Genomic DNA, 21,216 nt, shown 5'->3' on the forward strand with positions numbered 1-21,216 from the left:
CCGCATTATCTGGCGGCATCAAGGCAAAAAAATCCGCAAAACCTAATACGCTTCCGGTCGCGCCAGTTACACCAGTTGCTCCGGTTTCCCCAGTTGAGCCTGTGGCTCCCGTTGCGCCTGTTGCGCCTGTCGCGCCGGTGGCACCTGTGACTCCTGTTACACCAGTTGCTCCGGTTTCCCCAGTTGCGCCTGTGGCTCCCGTTGCTCCCGTTGCTCCGGTTTCCCCAGTTGAGCCTGTGGCTCCCGTTGCGCCTGTCGCACCTGTGGCTCCCGTTGCTCCGGTTTCCCCAGTTGCGCCTGTGGCTCCCGTTGCGCCTGTTTCCCCAGTTGCTCCTGTCGCGCCGGTGGCACCTGTGGCTCCGGTTACACCAGTTGCGCCGGTGGCTCCCGTTGTGCCTGTCGCACCTGTGGCTCCCGTTGCTCCCGTTGCTCCGGTTTCCCCAGTTGCGCCTGTGGCTCCCGTTGCTCCCGTTGCTCCCGTTGCTCCGGTTTCCCCAGTAGCGCCTGTGGCTCCCGTTGCGCCTGTTTCCCCAGTTGCTCCTGTCGCGCCGGTGGCACCTGTTGCTCCGGTTTCCCCAGTTGCTCCTGTGGCTCCCGTTGCGCCTGTTTCCCCAGTTGCTCCTGTCGCGCCGGTGGCACCTGTTGCTCCGGTTACACCAGTTGCGCCGGTGGCTCCCGTTGTGCCTGTCGCACCTGTGGCTCCCGTTGCTCCCGTTGCTCCGGTTTCCCCAGTTGCGCCTGTGGCTCCCTTTGCGCCTGTTTCCCCAGTTGCTCCTGTCGCGCCGGTGGCACCTGTTACTCCGGTTACACCAGTTGCTCCGGTTTCCCCAGTTGCGCCTGTGGCTCCCGTTGCTCCCGTTGCTCCCGTTGCTCCGGTTTCCCCAGTTGCGCCTGTGGCTCCCGTTGCTCCTGTGGCTCCCGTTGCGCCTGTGGCTCCCGTTGCTCCTTTGGCTCCGGTTTCCCCAGTTGCGCCTGTGGCTCCCGTTGCGCCTGTGGCTCCCGTTGCGCCTGTGGCTCCCGTTGCGCCTGTCGCGCCTGTTACTCCTGTTACTCCTGTTACTCCTGTTACTCCTGTTACTCCCGTTGCGCCTGTCGCGCCGGTGGCACCTGTGACTCCTGTTACACCAGTTGCTCCGGTTTCCCCAGTTGCGCCTGTGGCTCCCGTTGCGCCTGTGGCTCCCGTTGCACCTGTTACTCCCGTTACGCCTGTTGCTCCGGTTACACCAGTTGCGCCTGTTACTCCCGTTGCGCCGGTTACACCAGTTGCGCCTCCGGTTGCGCCTGTGGCTCCCGTTGCGCCCGTTGCTCCGGTTACACCAGTGGCACCTGTTACTCCCGTTACGCCCGTTGCTCCGGTTACACCAGTTGCGCCTCCGGTTGCGCCTGTGGCTCCCGTTACGCCCGTTGCTCCGGTCACCCCGGTTGCACCTGTAACTCCGATCTCTCCCGTTGCGCCAGTCGCCCCCGTGGTTCCGGTCGCTCCAATGGTTCCAGTTGGACCAGTTACGCCCTGAGGTCCCGTTGGACACGGATGACTAACGCCGCCTTGCGGGCCCATCGGTCCTTGCGGACCTCTTGGACCTCGCGGGCCTCTCGGCCCCTGTTGGCCGGGCGGCCCCGGGGAACCCCGCAATCTTCCCATAGGTGCATGCCCTCCTTTATTAAGGCTGAACACCATGATTAGTAGGTTCGGTTGATTTTATCGTTGAGACATTTCTCATCTTTTTGAAGTTTATTCTGCTGGGCGGTACTTGATGCGAATGCCCAACTCCCCCCCAAATCTTTATATTTACCCACAAACGTCAAACAAGGATGTCCGATTGCGGCAACCTTGTTTGCTTTTGCTATAACGGAAGACGGGAAATCGTTAGCAAGAAATGTAACCATGCGGTTTCCAATGACGGCCGCGGTCTTGCCTATCGCTTGCTTGATCTCGAGGCAGCCTATAACGAAGCTTGTATAAACGCCTGCATCCTTGCGCGAACGGTCATGGTTTGATACAGATGTGCAATCGTTCCCGATGTCGTGATTTCCCCATTGTAATTGAAGACGGATGACGTCGATCCCGCATCCAAGAGGTTCGATTCTTTCATGGCACGAATGAATGTCGCATCCGCCGGCGCATGCGCGCTGTCGAAGATGATGCACCACTCCGCCTTGGCTCTCCTAAGTGCCTTGTGCAAGGCGTAGTTGATCGAATGATTAACATAATACAAGATTCGCACGCGCGGGTCGTGGAACGCTTCCATGATCTCTTCGATTTCGTTCTGCGTGGTCAGGCTGACGATGATCAGCTCGCAGTTGGTTTCGTACTGGTCGATGATGTTACCGATCGCGGTATGAGCATTCGCCACTTCGCCCGGTCTCACGACGAACAATGCGCTGAACAAAAGCGGTATGCTTCGCCTCTGGCGCGTTTCGTAATGGGCCCGGTGAACCTCGTTCCAGCACAAACGGTGCTTCGAGATATCGTTCGCGATGTGCGTAGACAAGCTGTATGGGGAATTAATCCGATAATCCATCAGCTCGACAGGCACGTACTTAATGTCGCAATTATCGGTCATCCGCAGCCAATAATCATAGTCTTGAATGTATTTGAAGCGATATCCGTCCACGAGACGGCAATACTCCGCACGGTGAATAAAGGAAGGGCCGATGATGCAGCCATCGAGCAGTGCCTCCTTCGGACGATTCTGCCAGCTGTGCAGCGTGCGGAGAAACTCCGGCGTATGCGCGGGCTCGCCGTTTTCGAAGATTTGATTAAAGCTGCTGTACACGATGCCGACATCGGGCCCCGTCCGGTCCATCGCGTTCACTAACGTGCCCAAAAACTGCGGGTAATAGACGTTGTCCGTCGATACCCATGTCAAGTAATCGTAACCTTGGTCCATCAAGATCTCGAATCCGTAATTAAGCGCAAACGCGACGCCTTGGTTGACCGGATAGGAAACGATCGTTACCCGTTCATCTCCGGCGGTGCACGCCTGAATAAGCGGCAGCAGCTCGGGCGCTCCGTCGATGACAATCAGGAAGGTAAAGCTTCGATAAACTTGATTGCGCATCGTATGGATCGCCAATCGGATATAAGCTTCATTTTGATAATAAACCGGCATGACAACGCCGACTTTCGTCATGCTGACACCCCCTCTATTATAGTAATCTATGTATGAATCACCGTCGCCGAGATAGTCAGAGCGCACATTTCTGTTGAATCGAACCTGCTGGGCTTGGCTCCGCCCGTTGCTCTCAAATACGAAAAACCTTGATTGCTCAAGGTTTCTGGTTTCAAGAAGGTATGGTATAGTCCCGGGGGAACGTAAAAAGCCGCCATCGCGATGGATAACGGCTTACATCCTTCATGCTGTCGGGACTAATCTGCCGAGTTAATGCTGTAGCACTAAGTCCGGTTTGGACACCCGAAATTACAAGCATGCGGAATTCTTTTTCACTCCAAAATAAGGATAGTGGGACGACGATTCAGAAAAGGAATAAAATTCGTGACATCTTGGGATACCGCTTGTCCTTCCGGGCTTACCATCGCTGCTTGAAGGTCCTCGTTGTTCATAAATTCAACCTCGACGACCAGGTACGGCTCATTTTCCGTATGCTGGGCGCCAACGACGCGATGCAAGGATACCCCGGTCACCTTCGGGAGTTTTTTAGCAAGCGGAATATGAACATCAAAGTAATGTTTCTCGAATCTTTCAGTATCTTTAGGTTTATCGTGGATAATGATTATTTTGCTCATGAATTCGTACCCTCTCTAGTCGTGTAATGGCCTTCCTGAAAGGCTAAAACGATAGCGTTGGAATGTCTGCCTGTATTTCGAAAGTTACCGCATGAATGCAGTTTATAGCGACACGTCGTGGATCAAAAGATCTTCGTAACGCCTAGAATCAAATTGACGATTACGCCAAGGTGAGCGATGTCCAGCAAGACCCCGGTTCGTCGGACCGCAGCGCGCGTTTCATCCGTTACTATTTGATCCTTCTCAATGGCCAATTTGATTTGCGCGGCGACTTTGTTTAGAGGCGGATTAATAAAGGCGTACCCAAACACCATGATCGCGATCATAATATACGTTTTAAGAGATAGCCAGCTCCAATGAACGAACCAACCGAAAGATCCTTGAGCCATAATTAATGTCATGGCAAGGCCGGACAGGATGAGCAAGGCGGTTACAACTTTAAAGTAAGGCACTGCTTTAAGCATGATTTGTACCATGAGGGCTTCATAGTTAGTTCCCTTTGCATGATCGACTGCTTTCAAGACGAAGAAACGCTCGTAAATCCCACCGCCTACCCAGGCGCAAACCGCGATTAAGTGTACTAGCAACAAAATGTTCATCATCTATTTCCCCCATGACTCCGTTGAAGAGAATATTGTCGATTCCGCCGTCGCCGCTCACCGTAGAGTAGATTTGCGTCCAATTCACGCCAGCCGCGGACACCTCAATCATATAGGCGTCAGCAGAAGCGTTCTGCCAATCTTCTTGTACGATAGGCCGGCCTTGTTATCTGTTTTCACCGCCGGCGGATTCAGGGATTCGCCTTAAGTACCGCCTACTATTGTCCTGGTTTCCTCCAATCCGATCTAACATGTCATGTTTAGCAAAAGCCTCTCCTAGTAAGCAATTACCGCATGAATGCAGTTTATAAGTTAATTAGATAAAACACCAATTACAAAATAATAGAACGTACATAAATGAATTTATTTTATATTTTTCAAGTAAGCAATGCACTCTAAAATTAATGCTGCGGTTGTTCGTTCTGCTGGATCTGTCCTTATCCCGCTAGTCGTTGCCTTTATCGCGCTGGTGCTCGGGCGCATGCCACTTGCCACAGTACTTTCTTATAATTTCGCTTCGATTGCGGTGCCGTTTTTTCCGCCACAATAACGATAAAGTACAAAAAAAGGAGACATCGCTCCATAGCGAGTCCCCTGTAAGCTGTTTATCGGATCGCCGGTTTCTCGGCTTGCGGCTGCGCGTTACTTGCGAAAGGTCTGCTTCACGGCCTCGAGATAGCCGTACCCATGCAAGTCATCCGGCTGCAGGTAACTCGTCTCCGTCCATTCGTTCCAGCTATTGACCGTGATCAGCGGCGGCTGGCCCGGGTGCTTGTCGGCATACTCCTTAGCTAACTGGAACGCCTTCTGCACGTTGGCCGGCGTATTATTCCTCATGATGCCTGGCCTGAACTCCCGGAACCGCGGATTGTTGTCCCAGCCGATCGACACATGCGGGAAATACGGAATGTCGTACGTTTGGTCGATGCGCTGCCATTCCCGAACGACATCCATCATAATGTCCTCGTAATCTCTGTCGATATTGGCAAAATGCACGTATTGATAGTGAGACAGGCTGTCGAAGCCAAGCAGCGCGACAACTTCGCTCGTCGTTGCCCTTTTGCCGCTGTCGACGCCGCTTAGATTGAAGCTCCTCTCGCTCCACAAGGTCAATTGCAAATGAAGACCCGGAAGCCCTTCCTCGACAGCTCGCTCCCGGAACCAGCGGAATGCATCCTTCGTGGCTTCGGCTCCTCCCAAGCCCTTCATTAAATTTGCCAAATCGTAAATTATGAATACCGGCTTTCCGTCGATCGTGTAGTACGACGGATGCTTGAAGTATTCGGTGATCAACCGGTTCGCGATCCGTTCGAATTCGGGTCGATCGACCGACGCCTCCCAGATAATCGTGTCCTGCATATGGGAAAGCCTTATATCCCAGGTATGGTTAACGTCGTGATTCGCCCACATTAAGTAGAACTTCACCCTGTCGTTGTTTCGCGCTTTCAAGTAGCCGTTATTCAAGCATTGCTCGAGGAACGGCCGCTTGTCGTACCAATACCAATCGTAGATGAACACGTTGACTCCATGGTCTGCCGCGGCGTCGATTTGCATTTCCATCACGTACGGATCCGCTTCGTTCACATAGCCCCAGAGCGGCTTCCTCGGCCAATCATGCTCCGGAAACTTCTTCACGGCGTTCTTCACCGACTGCCATTCCCCGATGCCTTCAGGCCAGAACATACGAGTTCTCGGCTCTTCGCCCGTATAGGCCGGCCATACGTAAGCGGCTACATCATAAGCTTGTGCATGCTCCAATCGAAACCCTCCTGAAATCGTTTTGCGGTAGATCGGAATAGTCCAAATAGCATCATCCTTTCACGCTGCCCATGACGATGCCCTTCATGAAATACTTCTGCAGGAAGGGATACACCGCCAGAATCGGAGCGGCGGCAATGAAGATCTGCGCCGACTTGAGCGTCCGGTCGGATACCTGGGACAGCATCTTGAGCTCTTCCGGCGTGGCGGTCGTGAACAGCGACATGTCGCGATTGACGATAATCGTCTGCAAATAAGATTGCAGCGGATAGTGATGCGGCGAGCTCATCAGAATAAGCCCGTCGAACCAGGAGTTCCAATGGCTCACGCAGGTGAACAGCACGAGCGTTGCGAGCGCGGGCTTCGAGAGCGGCAAGTAAATGCGGGTTAGAATCGTCCAGTGGCCCGCGCCGTCCATGAAGGCCGATTCGCCGATTTCCTTCGGAAGCTGGCGGAAGAAGTTCAATAGGATGAGAACGTTGAATACGGGAACCGCTCCCGGCAGGATCAGCGCCCATACCGAGTCCATCAGGCCGAGCTGTTTGATCGTCATGTACCAAGGAATCAGTCCGCCGCTGAATATGATCGTGACGAACAGGTACCACGAATAAACGTTCCGCCCGTAAAGCTCCCCCCGTTCCTTCGACAGCGGATAGGCCGCGAAGACGGTCAGCAGCATATTGACCGCGAGGCCGAGCACGACGCGTTTCAGCGTCACGAGGAACGAGTCGAGAAACTGCGGACTGTTGAGCGCGTATTTGTAGGAGCTCAGATTGATGTCGATCGGCCAAAGCGTAACCTGCCCGGCCGCAGCCGCGGTACTGCCGCTGAAGGATACGGCGAGCACGTGGATGATCGGGAAAATGCAAATCAGCGCGCAGGCGACAAGGAAGACATAGTTGGCGCTTTCGAATATCTTTCCGCCGAATGTCCGGTGATGCATTTGATTCGCCCCTTTGTCAGAATATGCGGTAACCTGCGAATTTAGAGGCAAGCTTGTAGCCCGTGACGATGAAGGCGAACGACACGACCGATTTGAAAAGCCCGACCGCGGTGGCCACGCCGTACTGGCTGTTTAGTAAGCCGATCCGGTAGACGAAGGTGTCCAGAATATCGCCGCTCTTGTAAACGACGGGGCTGTACAGGTTGAACACCTGCTCGAAGCCGGCGTTCAGCACGTTGCCGAGACTGAGCGTCGCCATCAGCACGACGATCGGCATGATGCCCGGAATCGTTACGTGCAGCACTTGGCGGAATCGGCTTGCGCCGTCCATGACGGCCGCTTCGTAGAGCGTGCTGTTAATCGACGTGATCGCCGCCAAATAAATGATCGTCCCGTAGCCGAATTCCTTCCAGACGTCGCTGACGACCAGAATATACGGGAACAATTTCTCGTTCGCCAGGAAGAAGACAGGCTCGAGTCCGATGCCCTTCAGCATGAAGTTGATGATGCCATCGGTCGGAGACAAAATATCGACCAATATCCCCGACAGAATGACCCAAGACAAGAAGTGCGGGATATAGATCAGCGTCTGAATGGAGCGCTTCACGAAGCTGCGGCGAATCATATCGAGCAAGATCGCGAATACGACCGGGACAAGCAGCCCAAATACGATTTTGAGCAGCGCGATGAAGATCGTGTTCCAGAGCACCTGCATCGTCTCCGGCATCGCATAGACGTAATCGAAGTTGTCGAAGCCGACGAATTTGGAATCCCAGAACCCTTTCGTCGGATTGTAGTTTTGAAACGCGATCAGTATGCCCGCCATCGGGTAGTAGCTGAAGACCGCGACCAGCACGATGCACGGGAGCAGCATGAGGTGCATCGGAAGCTGTTGCCTGAATTTCGCTGCGGCGCGCGTACGTTTGGTGTCGTCGTCTGCGCGGGCCGCGGATTGTCTAATCGCCATCCCTTTTACACTCCTATCTGATAATGGCCGGTTGACGGACGCATGCGCCTATCCCTTCAACCAGCCGCCTTATCGTTTGCTTGCCGTGTCGCGCTGTCTTACTTGGCCGCGTTGACTTCTTTGGTAATGTCGTCCCCGCCGAGCTTTTTCCATTTGGTCACGTAGGCGTCGAACTCGTCGACCGGAGCTTTGCCCATGATGATCTTCGTGAACGTCTCGTCGCGCATCTGGTTGAGCGTCGCTCCCTTTTGCGTGGCCGATTCCGTATCGGCCTTGATGTAGCCGTTCTGCATGAACAGATTGTTCGTGTTGTAATAATCGATGACGTTGAATGCGCTGTTGTCGGGACCCGACCAAGCGTAGGCGCTCCACAGCTTGTTGTCGCCGGCTTTGTACTGCTCGATCTGATCCACGTTGTCCTTCACCCAGTAATTGTCCTTTACCGACTGGTCATTATCCTTGAAGAACTTGTTCACGCTCTGATGGATGAAGAGGTTCTGCTGCGGGTAGAACGACGTCATCGTAGCCAACGAGAAGTTCTGATCCGGCTTCGTATCCTGCTCGCCGTTCTTGCCGTGATAGGCAGGATCGAAGTTCGGGCTGAGCGCCGGATCTTTATCATAAAAATAGTTGTACAGCTTGATCGCCGCTTCCGGATTTTTCATGTTTTTGTTGACGACGTAGAACGTGCCCGCGGAGCCGTTGATCATCGGCTTGGCGGCGGCGCCGTCCGCGGAGACGATCGGGAATGCCTGCCAATCCGCGTTCGGATCCTTGTTCTTTGCGTCCTGCAGCGGGTAGAACGGGAGAAAATGCTGGCCAAACATCATGCCCACCTTGCCGGCCGTTACCGATTCCGCGACCTTCGCGGAGTCCTTGACCGAGAATTCCTGGTCGATGTAGCCGTTCTTGTACATCTCCGCCAACTTGCCGAGCGCGGTCTTGATTTGCGGCTGTACGCCGCCGAAGACCAAATTGCCCGTTCCGTCATCGATCCACCCGTTCGCATAGCCGTGATAGCTTTCGAAGAAGCCGTCGAGCGTGGCGAATCCCCCAAGCAGGTCCTTCAGAAGCCCGAGACCGAACGTATCGTTCGCGCCGTTTTGATCCGGATCATTCTTCGTGAACGCCTCCGCGATCTTCATAACGTCGTCCATCGTCTTCGGCGGCTCGAGGCCGAGATTTTTCAACCAATCGGCTCGAATCCAAAGCATCGACGCACCGTCGATCGCCCCGTTCAACGCCGGGAGACCCATTAGTTTGCCGTCCACGGTTGCCTGATCCAGGCCGATATGCTTGTCGGCATCCATCATTTGCTTCGTGAAATCGGAGGCGGATTGATCGAACAGCTTCGTAATGTCCATGGCCACGCCGCTGTCGACCAGCATCTTGAATTGGCGCGCGTTGGCAGGGATAATGTCCGGCAAATCGTTGGCGGATATGGCCACGTTCATCTTTTGCTCCATCTGCGCCCCCGGTACCGTCCACAGATAGTTGACCTTAATGCCCAAATCCTTCTCGTAGCTGCGGGTCCATATATTGTTGGTGACCACGTCCGATTGGATGGCGACGGCTTTCTGCACCTGATCGCTTAAGCCCATGACCGAAGTGACCGTAATGGGAGGATTGTAGATGCCGGTCGCGTCATCCGTCTTCGGGGTGTTTGCTGCTCCCGAATTATTGTTCGCCGGTTGGTTGACTTGCGCGGATGTATTGCTTTCGTTGTTCGATGCCGCGTTGCCGCCGCAGGCCGAAAGCGCCAGAACGGCTGCCGTCAGAACAGGAATATGGAGTAGTTTAGCGGGCGATACTTTCTTATTCATGCGCGCTCCCCTTTTTGGTCATTATTTACAGCGGCCACTGTGTTTCCATTATAAAAAGGTATGAAGCGCTTTCATACCATCATTTCTTTACAGGGAATTCATTTGTTTACCTGTAATGGGCATCCCGGAATTCTTGCGGCGCAAGTCCCGTCAGCTTCTTGAAGGAACGGGCGAAATTCGAAGCGGAGCCGTACCCGAGCGAAGCCGCGATGTCGTTGATGCGGGTTTCGGAACCGGCGAGCTGCTGCTTGGCCCGCTCCAACCGGACGTTCTGGATGAATTCGGACAAGTTAAGTCCCGTTTGCTGCTTGAAGAACCTTGACAGGTACGTCGGATTGAAGTGCACGAGATCCGCGAGCCTGACCAGCGAGATGTCTTCGTGCAGATGCGCCTCGACATAGGCTTTGACCTTGGCCACGATATCCTGGGAACGATCCTCTTGCTTGTCGGTGCGCAGCATCTCCGTGCCTTCGCACCAGCGATGATCCAGGAGATGCGCGAGCGATTGATTCGCTTCTGCAATCCGCTCCCAGGCGACAGCCTCCGTGCTGACCGCGAATGAAACCGTGCGCCCGATCGTCTCCTTAGCTGCCCGTTGAATCGTTTCCAGCGTTTCGCGAATGAACAGTCCGGCTCGCTCCTGCTTAAGTTCGGACCGCTCAGGCTCGCAGCCCGCCGCCTGTTTCGCCTGCATGAGCCATACCATTAGATTGGAACCGGAGGAGGCGGTCATGATGCTGGCCACGAGCGGCTCGAAATATTGTTCGGCAATGAGGCGGAGCGTCTCGACCGCTGCCTTCCTGGCCATATACCCGGACGGAACCGAAGGGAAAGGCGCGTCGAATCGGCTGACAGCCAGCCAGACCGGCTTCGCGGGATGAAGCGGCAAGCCCATCCCGGCCAATTGTTCCGTCATGCCGGGGCCGGCTTCCATCTCTCCGCGCAGCGCGGCTGCCAGCAGGTCCTGCATCGCCATCTCATTCCACGCTTGAAGCCGCTCTTCCGCCTCGGCGACCAGCGCCTCGGAGCGAAGCGACCGCTCCATCTCCGCTATTGTTTGCTCAACCGCCTCCCTGACCTTGCCATAGCCTTCCGTCTTCAGAATATACCGGACGACGCCGTATTCCATCGCGCGGTGGGCGTAATCGAATTCTTTATACCCCGTCAAGAAGATCACGCGGCACGACGGCCAGCTGCTCTTTACGCGGTTCAACAAGCCGATGCCATCCAAGCCCGGCATGCGGATGTCGGAAATGATGATATCGATCTTCATCCGGCAGAGCAGCTCGAGCGCCCCCTTTCCGGAATAGACGCGATGCACGTCCATTTCCCATTCGCCGCCGTCTTTGAATTCTTCGTACAATCCTTCTGCGATAATCGGTTCGTCATCGACGATCAATAGCGTATACATCGGGATCCCCCTTGCTCAATGTACTAGTGTCGACAGGCATCTCCAGCCTTATGGTGACCGTGACGCCGAACGCGCCGCTTGCGATCCGAAGCCCGCTTCCGCTGCCAAGCAGCAGCCTGATCCGCCGATGGATGTTGATCAGGCCCGTCGCTTCCGCCTGCCCGTCCGATTCGAGATCGGACGCCAGCTTGCAGAGCTGCTCTTCCGTCATCGGCGCTCCGTTGTTCGCGACTTCGATGAGCAGCGCCCCCTGCTCCGGAAGGAAACGAACGCACAGCAGGCCGTTCTCTTCCAGATGCTCCAGCCCATGCTCGAAAGCGTTCTCAATAATAGGCTGAAGAATTAAACGCGGCACGATGACGTTCGCATAGTCCGGCGGCAGTTCGTCGAACGCGATCCGTATTCGGTTGAAGAATCGCCTGGACTGGATGTCGCAATACGTTCGCGCGTGCGTGACCTCCTGTTCCAGCGTGACTTCATCCGATGCGTTCCGCGTGACGAATTGGAAATACTCGCCGAGCTGGAGTTGGAATTTCATGAGCTCCTCGTATTCGCCCCGTTTGGTCATCGTATACAGAATAAAGAAGCTGTTGTAGAGAAAATGCGGATTAATCTGAGCCTGCAGCTGCTTCAGTTCCGCGCGCTGCACCATGATGGTCTGCTTATAGTTCTGGTCGATCAGCGATCGCAGCCGCCCGAGCATCGAATTAAACCGGTCATACAGAAAACCGAACTCGTCTTCCATGCGGTGCCCGATCGAGAAATCCATGTCTCCGTTCTCCAGCCGTTTGAAGCCTCTGATCAGCGTGTAAAGCGGAATGCGAATAAAGCGGAGAATCGTCAGCGAGAACAGGATGATGATCAAGAACACGGCGATGGACAGCAGCCAGAACAATAATTCGTATTTGCCCAAGCCTGCGAACAGCGAGCTTTCCGGAACGTAGCTGACCAAGGTCAAGCCCAAATAGGCCGAAGTGTCGTAAATATAGAGCACCCGCTCTCCGTTCGTCTTGATCGAGCCGCTGCCGCTGCCGTCGGAGCGGCCTGCCAGTGCGCGGATGCGGTCTTGCGTCGGCGATGCCGGATTGTCCGATATCAGCAGCTGCTTGCGCGCGTCCATCAGGAACGAGCCGCTGTTCGCGTTCGCGTTGAATTGCTGCAGCGACTCCTTGAGCCGAGGCAGCGAAAGCTTGATCAGCACGGCATATAAGGGCTGCGGGCTCTTCTTGTTGTAGTTCGGAGGGAAATAAGCGTTAAGCAGCAATTGTTCGTGGGTATAGATCAACTGCGAGGGCGTCGTGTTGTCGAAGTAGGCCATCCGGTTCAGATCCGCATCCTGCAGCTCCCCGATGCTTCCTTCCGCGGGAATCGTCCGCTTTATAGACGGGATGATAGCGATTACATTTTGAATGAAATTGCTGCCGTTCCTGATCGCGCTCAGCCGCTGCTGCAGCTTGTTTAAATAATAGCCGCGCTCGTAATTGTCCATGAACGGTACGTTATTAGCCAGCAGATTGATATCATCGTTGTAAAGCGTGCCGGACTGCACCAGCTTGAGTCCTTGAATCTCTTTCTCGAGCTTATCCAGGTAATACGACATTTGCGCTGCTCGCGTGTGGAGCATTTCCCGTTTGATGGCGGTTACGCCCCACCTGTACATGCTGATGCCGATGCCGAACAGCGGCACCATGATAATCAAGAAGGTAAGGACGAGCCGGATAAAAATCGATCGTCGCCAAAAACCGAATACGTTCAAGTTGCATCTCCCTCCCAGGATGTTCTCCTCCCTATTAAGCCATAAGTCAGTAGAAAAGACATCCTGTCCATGCCGTGAAAACATAATGAGGAGAAAGCGGACGCATCAAAAAGGAGCCTCTAAAAAAGGCTCCTTGATTAGGTGTTGTTTCACTTACAGCAACATTTGCCACCGCTAGCTCAAACCTGCTTTCGTCAATCCGTATGCTGCATCGGCAGAACCCGGCACGCTCTTGAACCCGATACTAGCGCGGTTCCAAGCGTTGATTGCCATGAGCGAGAATCGTCATGTTATCATCTTTAAACAATGGATACCCGGTAAATTTAAAATCTTTGCCCAGTGAATGAACGCTTACATCCGAAAGTTCAATCGCGTCGCTCATTTTCTCAATCCCGGTTCCTGCTAAAAACAGGGGGCATTAGGCAGAGCCTTGTTGTCCTCTCGTGCTTGATCGGAAGTGATCCATTTACTATCGGATGAAAAACTAGCCATTTTTCCATCCAGCGTAATCGCGGACTTAGCTCGCTGGCCAACTCATTACGATCAAGGTGAGGTGCAATCGGTCGGTCGAAGGCATTCTCCGCTTTCAGGTTTCGGACAACGGAATCGGTATGGAGCCTGAACGGATGGTCAAGCTTCCAAGAGCGGCTTGACGATGACGATGCGTCTGCTTCCCCGAAGGAGGAGCATATTGGACTCGCGAACGTACTGCTGCGGCTTCGCCTATTCTTTAACGCGGATGAATCCCTAACCTTGCAGCCAAACGAATGTGGCGGATTAATCGTAACGCTTGCCGTTCCGATTCTCATGGCGTAAGGGATTTCGCAATTTGAAGTCGCTGATCATGAAGCAATTCCTTAAGCGACATACATGCTATGTTCCGGCATGTGGCGCGGGACTACGTCGACGTGAATGCAAAAAATGCGTATCGACGTCATATCGATACGCATTTCTTAAGCCTCTTCCATTTCCCGCCCATTCGTTCCCGCGCTTAGGGTTTCGGTGTTTCAACCCCGTTGAGGATGAGCTTGAACCGAATCTCGGCGCTCAATGAATCCGACACCGCGCAATACTTTTCTTTCCCCATTTCAATCGCCTTCCACACCCGATAATCCGGGATGTCGCCGTCCACGCGAAAGATCAGCTCGATGGCAGTGAAGCCCGACGGCGTTGTTTCCTTCCGAGTGCCGTCAGCCTCGATTTCGATGCTCCGGATCGAGCCGAGAAATTGATCCAAAATCATCGTGACATCGATGCCGATGCAGCCAGCCAAGCCGGCCAGCACCAGCTCCATCGGAGTAGCGCCCTTGCCGTCGCCGCCGTAGGCAGGCGTCGCATCCATTTCGACCGGATAGCCGGACGCCCCGACGGACGTGAACAATCGTTTACCGTTCCACGTAGTCATAACCTTCATGTGTGTTTAACCTACTTTCTCTTGTAAGATAATTAAGGATCCTTCATGTCGGAACGATCAACGTTCATTCAACTGATTCAAGAATTTCCGGGCTCTCTCCGTTTGCGGATGTTGGAAAAACGCCTCCGGAGCCTGCTCCTCGACGATAATGCCGCCGTCCATGAAGAGGACCCGGTTCGCAACTTGGCGGGCGAACTTCATCTCGTGCGTCACGACCGCCATCGTCATCCCTTCCCTTGCCAACTCGCGCATGACCGCCAGAACTTCGCCGACCAGCTCCGGATCAAGCGCGGAGGTCGGCTCGTCGAATAACATCACGGACGGCTCCGTCGCCAGCGCGCGCGCGATGGCGACGCGCTGCTGCTGGCCGCCGGACAACCGGGAAGGATATTGATCCCGCTTATCCGCCAAGCCGACTCGTTCCAGCAGCCGCATGCCGATGCTTTCTGCCTCGGATCGCGGCAGCTTCTTGACGATGAGCAAGGATTCGATGACGTTGCCAAGCACGGTTTTGTGCGGATACAGATTGAACTGCTGAAACACCATTCCGGTGTCCCGACGAATTTCCCGAAAGCTTGCCCGCTTCTTGCTTGCCGGCATATCCGCATCCACGCGGATGCCGTTCACTTCGAGAGATCCGCCGCTCGGCTCCTCCAACCCGTTCAGACAACGAAGCAACGTGCTTTTGCCTGAGCCGCTCGGTCCAAGCAATACGACGATCTCCTGTGCAGCGATCCGCAGGTCGATGCCTTTCAATACGTTCAAATCATGAAAGGATTTAGATAGTCCCGACGTTTGTATCATGTTACGGTTTACACCTCGATCTTAGTAAGCTCTGGACAACCGCTTCTCGATCGTCCCGAGTATCCATGAAAACACGGTGCTCATGACCCAATACATGGCCCCGATTCCCAAATAAAAGGGCATATTGACAAAATACTGGGCAATCAACAGCTGGGCGGAGCGCACCAATTCCGTTACCGTAATCACGGAGACAAGCGCGGTTTCTTTCAGCATGCCGATAAAGGTGTTGCCGATCGGCGCGATCGCCACGCGCGCGGCTTGAGGAAAGATGATTCGCCGCAGCGTCTGCCAGGATGACATGCCGGATGCATAGGCCGCCTCGGTCTGCCCTTTAGGGACGGCAAGTATCGCGCCCCGGAATGTCTCGGACAGGTAAGCGCCGACATTCACGCTAAGTGCCGCGCAAGCTGCGGTCAGCGGTCCAAGGGTGATTCCGTAGTCCACCAGACCGTAATACACCACTAATATTTGCACCAAAGCAGGCGTTCCCCGGATAACGGAAACATAACAACGCGCCAACCAACGGATCGGTCGATTCCCCTTCAGCCGGGCTACCGCGACCACGATGCCGATCATAAGCCCGAAGCACATCGAGATGACCGTGATCAGCAAGGTGTAGTAGGCGCCTTTCAACAAGAAGAAGAGGTTGTCCCCTACCAGATTCATATGAATGAAGTTCCCCTTTATTTTCGCTTGTATCGTCGCGCAAAGGCATTGGCGTCATCGCCACGGCCCCTGCCCGCTCCGCCGGTTACTTCGCCGGCGGCTCCTCGCCGAACCATTTTTTGAAAATGGTATTGTACGTGCCGTCAGCCTGCATATCCGCGAGCGCCTTATCCAGCGCGGCCAAAAATTCAGGGTTGTTTTTGCGAACGGCAATGCCGGCTTGGTCGGACTTGATCGCCGTCCCGACGGCTTTGATTTTGAAGCCGTTTTTGTCCACGATCGGCTTTAGCGCGTAAAGATTGTTGATCGTGGCATCGATACGGCCGGCGTTCAGATCCTGCAAGGAGGTGATCACGTCGTCGTAGGTCTTAATCGTGAATTTACCCACTTTCGGAAGCACTTCGTTGCGCAGATAAGTCTCGTCATTCGTGCCGAGGCCGACGCCGATATTTTTGCCTTTGAAATCATCCAGCTTCGTAATGTCGCCGTTCGCTTGGCGAACGATGATTTTGACTTCATTGGTGATGTAGGGCTGCGTAAAGTCGATCTGTTTCTTGCGGTCGTCCGTGATCGTGACTTGGCTGATGATCGCATCGATCTTGCTTGCCTGCAGACTCGGGATCAAGCCGGAAAACTCTTGCGGGGCGAACTCCGCTTTAACGCCTAGACGCTTAGCGACGTCTTTGGCAATGTCGGCGTCGAAACCGTCGATTTCTTTCTTGTCGTTCAAGAAGTTATAAGGCGCGTAAGTGCCCATCAGACCGACCTTCATCACGCCCGAAGCCTTGATCTGGTCCAGCAAATTCTTGGTCTCGTCAGCCGGCGCCGTGCTACCGGACTGGTTGGTCGGCGAAGAATTCGACGGCTCCTGCGAATCATTGGACTTGGAGCCGCACCCTGCTATTGCCAGTACGAGAAGCAAGACGGCGGATAGAACAAGAAACCGTGTTTTTTTGGATTGATGCAGCATTGGAATTTCTCTCCTCTATATTTTTGTATACATTGCCCAAAGTTACGTTTAACCATCCCTAAGTACCGTTTTTTAGATGCCAAGCAGTCCGAAGAACTCGAATTGAACGGTTTCGTACGCCAACCGTTCGGCCGTCTTCGAAGCCATGCCGTTGTTCGGCATGCCGACGTCGAGCAGCCACCGCGAGATGACGCCCTCGATCAGGCTCGTGAGCAACGCGGCGCGCATCTCGGTATCGATACTGGAAGGCAGCATGCCGAGCTCAACCGCGCGTTGGATGTTCTGATGAAAGGCATTCTCCAAGGCAGCGCGGGTTTCTCCGATCGCCAATCGAATCGGCGGTTCCGTGCCGGCCGCTCCTTGAAGCAGCAGCTCCATGAAATAACGATGGGCTGCGGCAAATCGAAACAGCCGGGCCAGCAGCGCCTCCGATGCCTGAACCATATCCGCAACAGTGCCCGTCTCTTGGCGGTAGCCTTGCGCGATAACATCCAGCAGTTGACTGCGTCCGTCCGCTACGATCTCGAGCGCGATGGCTTCTTTGCTTTTAAAGTGCCAATAAAATGTTCCTTGCGCCACGCCTGCTTCGGCAACGATGTCGGAAATCTTGGTCGAATGGTAACCATGCTTTGCGAAGAGCCGCAGCGCGATCTCCAAGAAGTTTCTTCTTCGCTCGCTGTTCGTCTTAGGATCCTGCTCTTTGTTCAGTTAGCCCCACTCCTTAAACCCGATTGATTAGTCAGTCAGTTTTATTCTAAATCCTATCGAAATACTGTGCGATTGTCAATACAACGCCTAATCACGTGCTGAATCGCGACTTTCATGCAACCGCGCCAAACAAAAATGGATAACGGATGTAACCTACTGCCGATCGGCTCGTGCTTCCGCTATAGATAAAGTGCAAATAAAAGGAGACATCGCTTTATCGCGTGTCTCCTGCGGGCTGAAATTGCCCCTTCCCTAATGCGGGCGTACCCTTCCTCTGCTCCTGGATCTATGCGGCCAGTAACGATATAGCACGCTCTATTCGGAGGTCTTGAGCTATGCAATCAGCTTCAAAATGGAGGCGAGTAGATAAAATCCTTGCTTACTTCATCAAGCGATTTCAGCACGTCATCGTCAAGCTCGAGGTGTACTGCCTTCAGATTCTCGTCAATCTGCGTTTCGCGAGTCGCTCCGGCGATGACCGTGCTTACCGCCGGCTGGTGCATCAACCAAGCCAGCGAGAGCGCCGTAGCCGAAGTTCCAAGCTCCGCGGCGATTTTCGTTACCCGTTCACCCAACTGAACGCGGGCGGAAACCAATCTGCGCGCAAAATTAGGGTTCTTGTCCAACTGCGATCCGCTTGGCACGGAACCGCCCGAATATTTGCCGGTTAGAATTCCTCCAGCCAGCGGGAAATAAGGAATGAGTCCGATTCCCTGATCTACGCAAAACGGAATCAACTCCCTTTCGACGCCGCGATCGGCCAGCGAGTAACCGGGTTGAACGGACGCATATTTGATCAGACGTTGACTTTCGCTAATGGCGAGGGATTTCATCAGCTGCCAAGCGGCATAATTCGAAGCCCCCACGTACCTCACTTTTCCCGATGTTACGAGATCGTCCAACGCACGGAGCGTTTCGTCAAGCGGCGTCTTCGGATCAAAAACGTGGATCTGGTACAGATCGATGTAATCCGTCCGTAAACGCTGCAAGCTTCCTTCGACTTCCTTTAGAATATGCTGGCGCGAGGCGCCTCTGGTGTTCGGACCTTCTCCGAGCTTTATGCCCACTTTGGTCGCAAGGAGCACGTCTTGACGCCGTCCCTCGAACGCTTCGCCGATGATCTCTTCCGACTTTGTGCCGGTATAAATATTCGCGGTATCGATGAACGTAATCCCGTTGTCAACCGCATGGTGCAGCACTCGAATCGAGGTATCTTTATCCGCGCGCCCGCCGAATGCATTCGTACCCAACCCCAGCACCGAAACTTCCAACCCGCTGGTCCCCAAATTCCGATATCGCATGACAAATTCCTCCTATACGATTAGAAACGCAATCTTGCTTGAACCTGGATCCGCGCGGAAATTCCGTCGAGCCTCGCGCTACCGGAGCGCTAACCGGCAGCATCCATCGAACGCCTGCTGCTCGCTCCTCTTTCCCGGTACAGCACCGCGCCAATAATCACTAAGGATAGCGCAACCAAAGCACTGGGGATGAAGAATATGTTGGGCGTTATCCCGTGAATGAACAACGGCAAGAAATATCCGATTAACGAAGCCGTCTGCGATATGAACACGTACAAGCTTGCCCCGAAGCCCGTCCGGCTCAAAAACATCCGCTGCACGTAGCCCATCGCTACGCCGTACAGGATCGATACAAAAAACGAGTACAACGGCTGCACGGCAAAGAAGACGAGAAGCGAGGAACTTCTCGTATACGTTAAATAAGCGGCGAGCGCGAAACACCCCGCAAGGAACATAATCTTCTTGCTGCCGTACCGTGCCGCCCAATATCCGCCCAGCGTCATGAATAGCAGCTCGAATACCGCCTGGGTGCTCCAAATGTACGACATGATCTCAGGTTTACCGAACAGCTTCAACACGACGAGCTGCAAATATAATCCTCGTACGGCATCGGCGCAAGAGAGCAGCAGCAGCGCAACCAGCATAACAAGGGAGAACGGTTCTCCATTCGACGGCGGCTTCGCTCCCGGCACGTCCGTCGTTTCTTCATACGACAGCAGCAGAACCGCCAGACAGGCATAGCCCGCCATGTTTCCCCACAATACGCCGTTAAACGTCGCGAGGAGGAAGATGTTCGCGCCAAGCAGCAGTCCCATAAAAAATCCTACGCTGAAAGAGGCGCGGAGCCATAGCTGGGCCATCTCCACAATGTCGCCGGCGCGACGGGAAAAATGATTTCTGGCCATGCCGAACAACTGGCCCATGATCAATCCGGACGGCGCCACGGCGATCGTCATTCCGAGGAGCGCGCTCCGAAAACCGGAAGCATTCATGTAAATGAACAGCCCGATCATGCAAAGAATTGCGGCCAGCAGCGGGAGCCGCTTCTTGTTCTTCAGACGGTCGCTGATCCAGCCGACCGTAATCGTAATGACTACGTTGCAGAACAGCGATACGGCGAAGACGGCAACGATTTGTTCTTTGGAAAGCCCGATGCTCTCGTCAAGATATACGGCGTTCATCGGTGCCAAGATGCCTGTTCCAAGCCCGTAGAAAAATAGAATCGCGAGCAGCTTTCTCGCTCCGGGGATCGAAATAAACGTGCGAACGTCACGAATGATGTGCATCATTATCGAATCGAAAGCACCCGCTTTCTTATTCAAGGGCTATTTTGCGGATTTCCGCGAGGGTTGCTTCATCCAACGACGCATCGACGGCGGACAGAACGCTCAAGATATGGCTTGGCTTGCGAACGCCTACAATGGCGCTGGTCAAGGCCGGATGAGCGAGATCGTATGCGATGGCAAGCTGCGGCATGGTCATGCCGTACCGGCTCGCGATGAGTTTCAACTTCTCGACGCGGTCTACGTTTTTCCTTAGTCCTTCCCCCGAATGCGCGGCGTTGCGGGAACGCCAATCGTCATTCGAGAATTTGGTGTCGTACGTATAATTGCCGGACAGCAGTCCCGAAGTCAGCGGGCTGTAGGCCACGACACCGATTCCTTCCTTCAGGCAGAAGGGCAAAATCTCTTTTTCGACAGCCGGCCTCAGGATGGAATAAGGCGGCTGCAGCGCATCTACATGCCTCACGGCAAGCGATGCTTCCAATAAAGGAACCGTATAATTGCTCACCCCTACGTAACGCACCTTGCCGTCTTGCACCAGCCTGTCCATCGCGCGCATGGTTTCTTCGGCTGGCGCGTTCGTATCCGTATCCGGCCAGTGCATCTGGTATAAATCGATATAGTCGGTTCCAAGGCGTCGCAGCGATGCCTCTGCTTCGCGGAGGATGGAGTCGTAGGTACCGTTCTTGGAGACGGTTTTGTTCTCGTCCCAAACGAGGCCGCATTTGGTCGCCAGCACGACTTTGTCGCGGTCGCCCTTTAACGCTTTCCCGATGACTTCCTCGGAATGACCAAGCCCGTAAACGGCCGCCGTATCATAGAAGTTGATCCCGCTATCCAACGCGACGCGCACGCTTTCCACCGAAAGTTCATCGTCCTGGTCGCCCCAAGCGCTGGCCCAGCCGCCTCCCCCGATTGCCCAGGACCCGAACCCGATAACGGACAGTTCAGGGCCGTTCTTGCCAAGTTTACGATATTTCATTCGTATCATCCCTTCTGCTTCCATGCGAATGTCGACGTCTTCTTTCCCGAGCCCAACCATTCGTCGGCGATCTCCGATTATTT

General features: G+C 54.4%; 17 protein-coding genes. All 17 read right to left on the reverse strand.

Features of this window, described 5'->3' with window-relative positions; all coding sequences use genetic code 11:
* Positions 1 to 1,943 precede the first annotated feature (1,943 nt).
* Positions 1,944 to 3,134, reverse strand: a complete 1,191-nt coding sequence (locus AC50YL_RS04385) for a glycosyltransferase (RefSeq protein ID WP_494829595.1) — start codon at positions 3,132 to 3,134, stop codon at positions 1,944 to 1,946.
* Positions 3,135 to 3,445: 311 nt separating this feature from the next.
* Positions 3,446 to 3,748 (reverse strand): EthD family reductase, encoded by a 303-nt coding sequence (locus AC50YL_RS04390; RefSeq protein WP_494829596.1) that lies wholly within the window; start codon positions 3,746 to 3,748, stop codon positions 3,446 to 3,448.
* A gap of 122 nt (positions 3,749 to 3,870) precedes the next feature.
* A complete protein-coding gene (locus tag AC50YL_RS04395) occupies positions 3,871 to 4,350 on the reverse strand; it encodes a hypothetical protein (protein ID WP_494829597.1) in 480 nt (159 codons plus the stop codon).
* Positions 4,351 to 4,989: 639 nt separating this feature from the next.
* Positions 4,990 to 6,105: a glycosyltransferase WbsX family protein gene (locus AC50YL_RS04400; RefSeq protein WP_494829599.1), complete on the reverse strand. Its 1,116-nt coding sequence runs from the start codon at positions 6,103 to 6,105 to the stop codon at positions 4,990 to 4,992.
* A 52-nt stretch (positions 6,106 to 6,157) separates the two neighbouring features.
* Complete coding sequence (locus tag AC50YL_RS04405; protein WP_494829601.1) at positions 6,158 to 7,048, reverse strand: carbohydrate ABC transporter permease; 891 nt, start codon at positions 7,046 to 7,048, stop codon at positions 6,158 to 6,160.
* A 16-nt stretch (positions 7,049 to 7,064) separates the two neighbouring features.
* The gene (locus AC50YL_RS04410; protein WP_494829603.1) at positions 7,065 to 8,015 is read right to left on the reverse strand and encodes an ABC transporter permease; all 951 of its coding nucleotides are present in this window, start codon (positions 8,013 to 8,015) and stop codon (positions 7,065 to 7,067) included.
* A 98-nt stretch (positions 8,016 to 8,113) separates the two neighbouring features.
* Entirely contained in the window at positions 8,114 to 9,838 is a 1,725-nt protein-coding gene (locus AC50YL_RS04415; RefSeq protein WP_494829605.1) for an extracellular solute-binding protein, read from the reverse strand.
* A gap of 106 nt (positions 9,839 to 9,944) precedes the next feature.
* A complete protein-coding gene (locus AC50YL_RS04420; protein ID WP_494829607.1) occupies positions 9,945 to 11,249 on the reverse strand; it encodes a response regulator transcription factor in 1,305 nt (434 codons plus the stop codon).
* A complete protein-coding gene (locus AC50YL_RS04425) occupies positions 11,224 to 13,005 on the reverse strand; it encodes a sensor histidine kinase (protein ID WP_494829609.1) in 1,782 nt (593 codons plus the stop codon). The genes AC50YL_RS04420 and AC50YL_RS04425 overlap by 26 nt, the downstream gene beginning before the upstream one ends.
* A gap of 991 nt (positions 13,006 to 13,996) precedes the next feature.
* Entirely contained in the window at positions 13,997 to 14,419 is a 423-nt protein-coding gene (locus AC50YL_RS04430) for an OsmC family protein (protein WP_494829611.1), read from the reverse strand.
* A gap of 57 nt (positions 14,420 to 14,476) precedes the next feature.
* The gene (locus AC50YL_RS04435) at positions 14,477 to 15,223 is read right to left on the reverse strand and encodes an amino acid ABC transporter ATP-binding protein (protein ID WP_494829613.1); all 747 of its coding nucleotides are present in this window, start codon (positions 15,221 to 15,223) and stop codon (positions 14,477 to 14,479) included.
* Positions 15,224 to 15,244: 21 nt separating this feature from the next.
* Positions 15,245 to 15,889, reverse strand: a complete 645-nt coding sequence (locus AC50YL_RS04440) for an amino acid ABC transporter permease (protein WP_494829615.1) — start codon at positions 15,887 to 15,889, stop codon at positions 15,245 to 15,247.
* An 85-nt stretch (positions 15,890 to 15,974) separates the two neighbouring features.
* On the reverse strand, positions 15,975 to 16,859 hold the full coding sequence (locus tag AC50YL_RS04445; protein WP_494829616.1) for a transporter substrate-binding domain-containing protein: 885 nt from the start codon (positions 16,857 to 16,859) through the stop codon (positions 15,975 to 15,977).
* Positions 16,860 to 16,931: 72 nt separating this feature from the next.
* Entirely contained in the window at positions 16,932 to 17,567 is a 636-nt protein-coding gene (locus tag AC50YL_RS04450; protein WP_494829800.1) for a TetR/AcrR family transcriptional regulator, read from the reverse strand.
* A gap of 347 nt (positions 17,568 to 17,914) precedes the next feature.
* Positions 17,915 to 18,868, reverse strand: a complete 954-nt coding sequence (locus AC50YL_RS04455; protein WP_494829618.1) for an aldo/keto reductase — start codon at positions 18,866 to 18,868, stop codon at positions 17,915 to 17,917.
* An 89-nt stretch (positions 18,869 to 18,957) separates the two neighbouring features.
* A complete protein-coding gene (locus AC50YL_RS04460; RefSeq protein ID WP_494829619.1) occupies positions 18,958 to 20,157 on the reverse strand; it encodes an MFS transporter in 1,200 nt (399 codons plus the stop codon).
* A 25-nt stretch (positions 20,158 to 20,182) separates the two neighbouring features.
* Positions 20,183 to 21,133, reverse strand: a complete 951-nt coding sequence (locus tag AC50YL_RS04465; protein WP_494829620.1) for an aldo/keto reductase — start codon at positions 21,131 to 21,133, stop codon at positions 20,183 to 20,185.
* Positions 21,134 to 21,216: the final 83 nt, after the last annotated feature.

It is taken from the genome of Paenibacillus sp. J22P277 (assembly GCF_059383675.1).

What these genes read in the sequence shown, in the direction of transcription:
- AC50YL_RS04410 (WP_494829603.1), bottom strand. Translation starts at nt 8,015, where the DNA reads ATGGCGATTAGACAATCCGCGGCCCGCGCAGACGACGACACCAAACGT.
- AC50YL_RS04390 (WP_494829596.1), bottom strand. Translation starts at nt 3,748, where the DNA reads ATGAGCAAAATAATCATTATCCACGATAAACCTAAAGATACTGAAAGA.
- AC50YL_RS04460 (WP_494829619.1), bottom strand. Translation starts at nt 20,157, where the DNA reads ATGATGCACATCATTCGTGACGTTCGCACGTTTATTTCGATCCCCGGA.
- AC50YL_RS04440 (WP_494829615.1), bottom strand. Translation starts at nt 15,889, where the DNA reads ATGAATCTGGTAGGGGACAACCTCTTCTTCTTGTTGAAAGGCGCCTAC.
- AC50YL_RS04465 (WP_494829620.1), bottom strand. Translation starts at nt 21,133, where the DNA reads ATGAAATATCGTAAACTTGGCAAGAACGGCCCTGAACTGTCCGTTATC.
- AC50YL_RS04395 (WP_494829597.1), bottom strand. Translation starts at nt 4,350, where the DNA reads ATGATGAACATTTTGTTGCTAGTACACTTAATCGCGGTTTGCGCCTGG.
- AC50YL_RS04435 (WP_494829613.1), bottom strand. Translation starts at nt 15,223, where the DNA reads ATGATACAAACGTCGGGACTATCTAAATCCTTTCATGATTTGAACGTA.
- AC50YL_RS04420 (WP_494829607.1), bottom strand. Translation starts at nt 11,249, where the DNA reads ATGTATACGCTATTGATCGTCGATGACGAACCGATTATCGCAGAAGGA.
- AC50YL_RS04430 (WP_494829611.1), bottom strand. Translation starts at nt 14,419, where the DNA reads ATGAAGGTTATGACTACGTGGAACGGTAAACGATTGTTCACGTCCGTC.
- AC50YL_RS04445 (WP_494829616.1), bottom strand. Translation starts at nt 16,859, where the DNA reads ATGCTGCATCAATCCAAAAAAACACGGTTTCTTGTTCTATCCGCCGTC.
- AC50YL_RS04455 (WP_494829618.1), bottom strand. Translation starts at nt 18,868, where the DNA reads ATGCGATATCGGAATTTGGGGACCAGCGGGTTGGAAGTTTCGGTGCTG.
- AC50YL_RS04405 (WP_494829601.1), bottom strand. Translation starts at nt 7,048, where the DNA reads ATGCATCACCGGACATTCGGCGGAAAGATATTCGAAAGCGCCAACTAT.
- AC50YL_RS04385 (WP_494829595.1), bottom strand. Translation starts at nt 3,134, where the DNA reads ATGACGAAAGTCGGCGTTGTCATGCCGGTTTATTATCAAAATGAAGCT.
- AC50YL_RS04415 (WP_494829605.1), bottom strand. Translation starts at nt 9,838, where the DNA reads ATGAATAAGAAAGTATCGCCCGCTAAACTACTCCATATTCCTGTTCTG.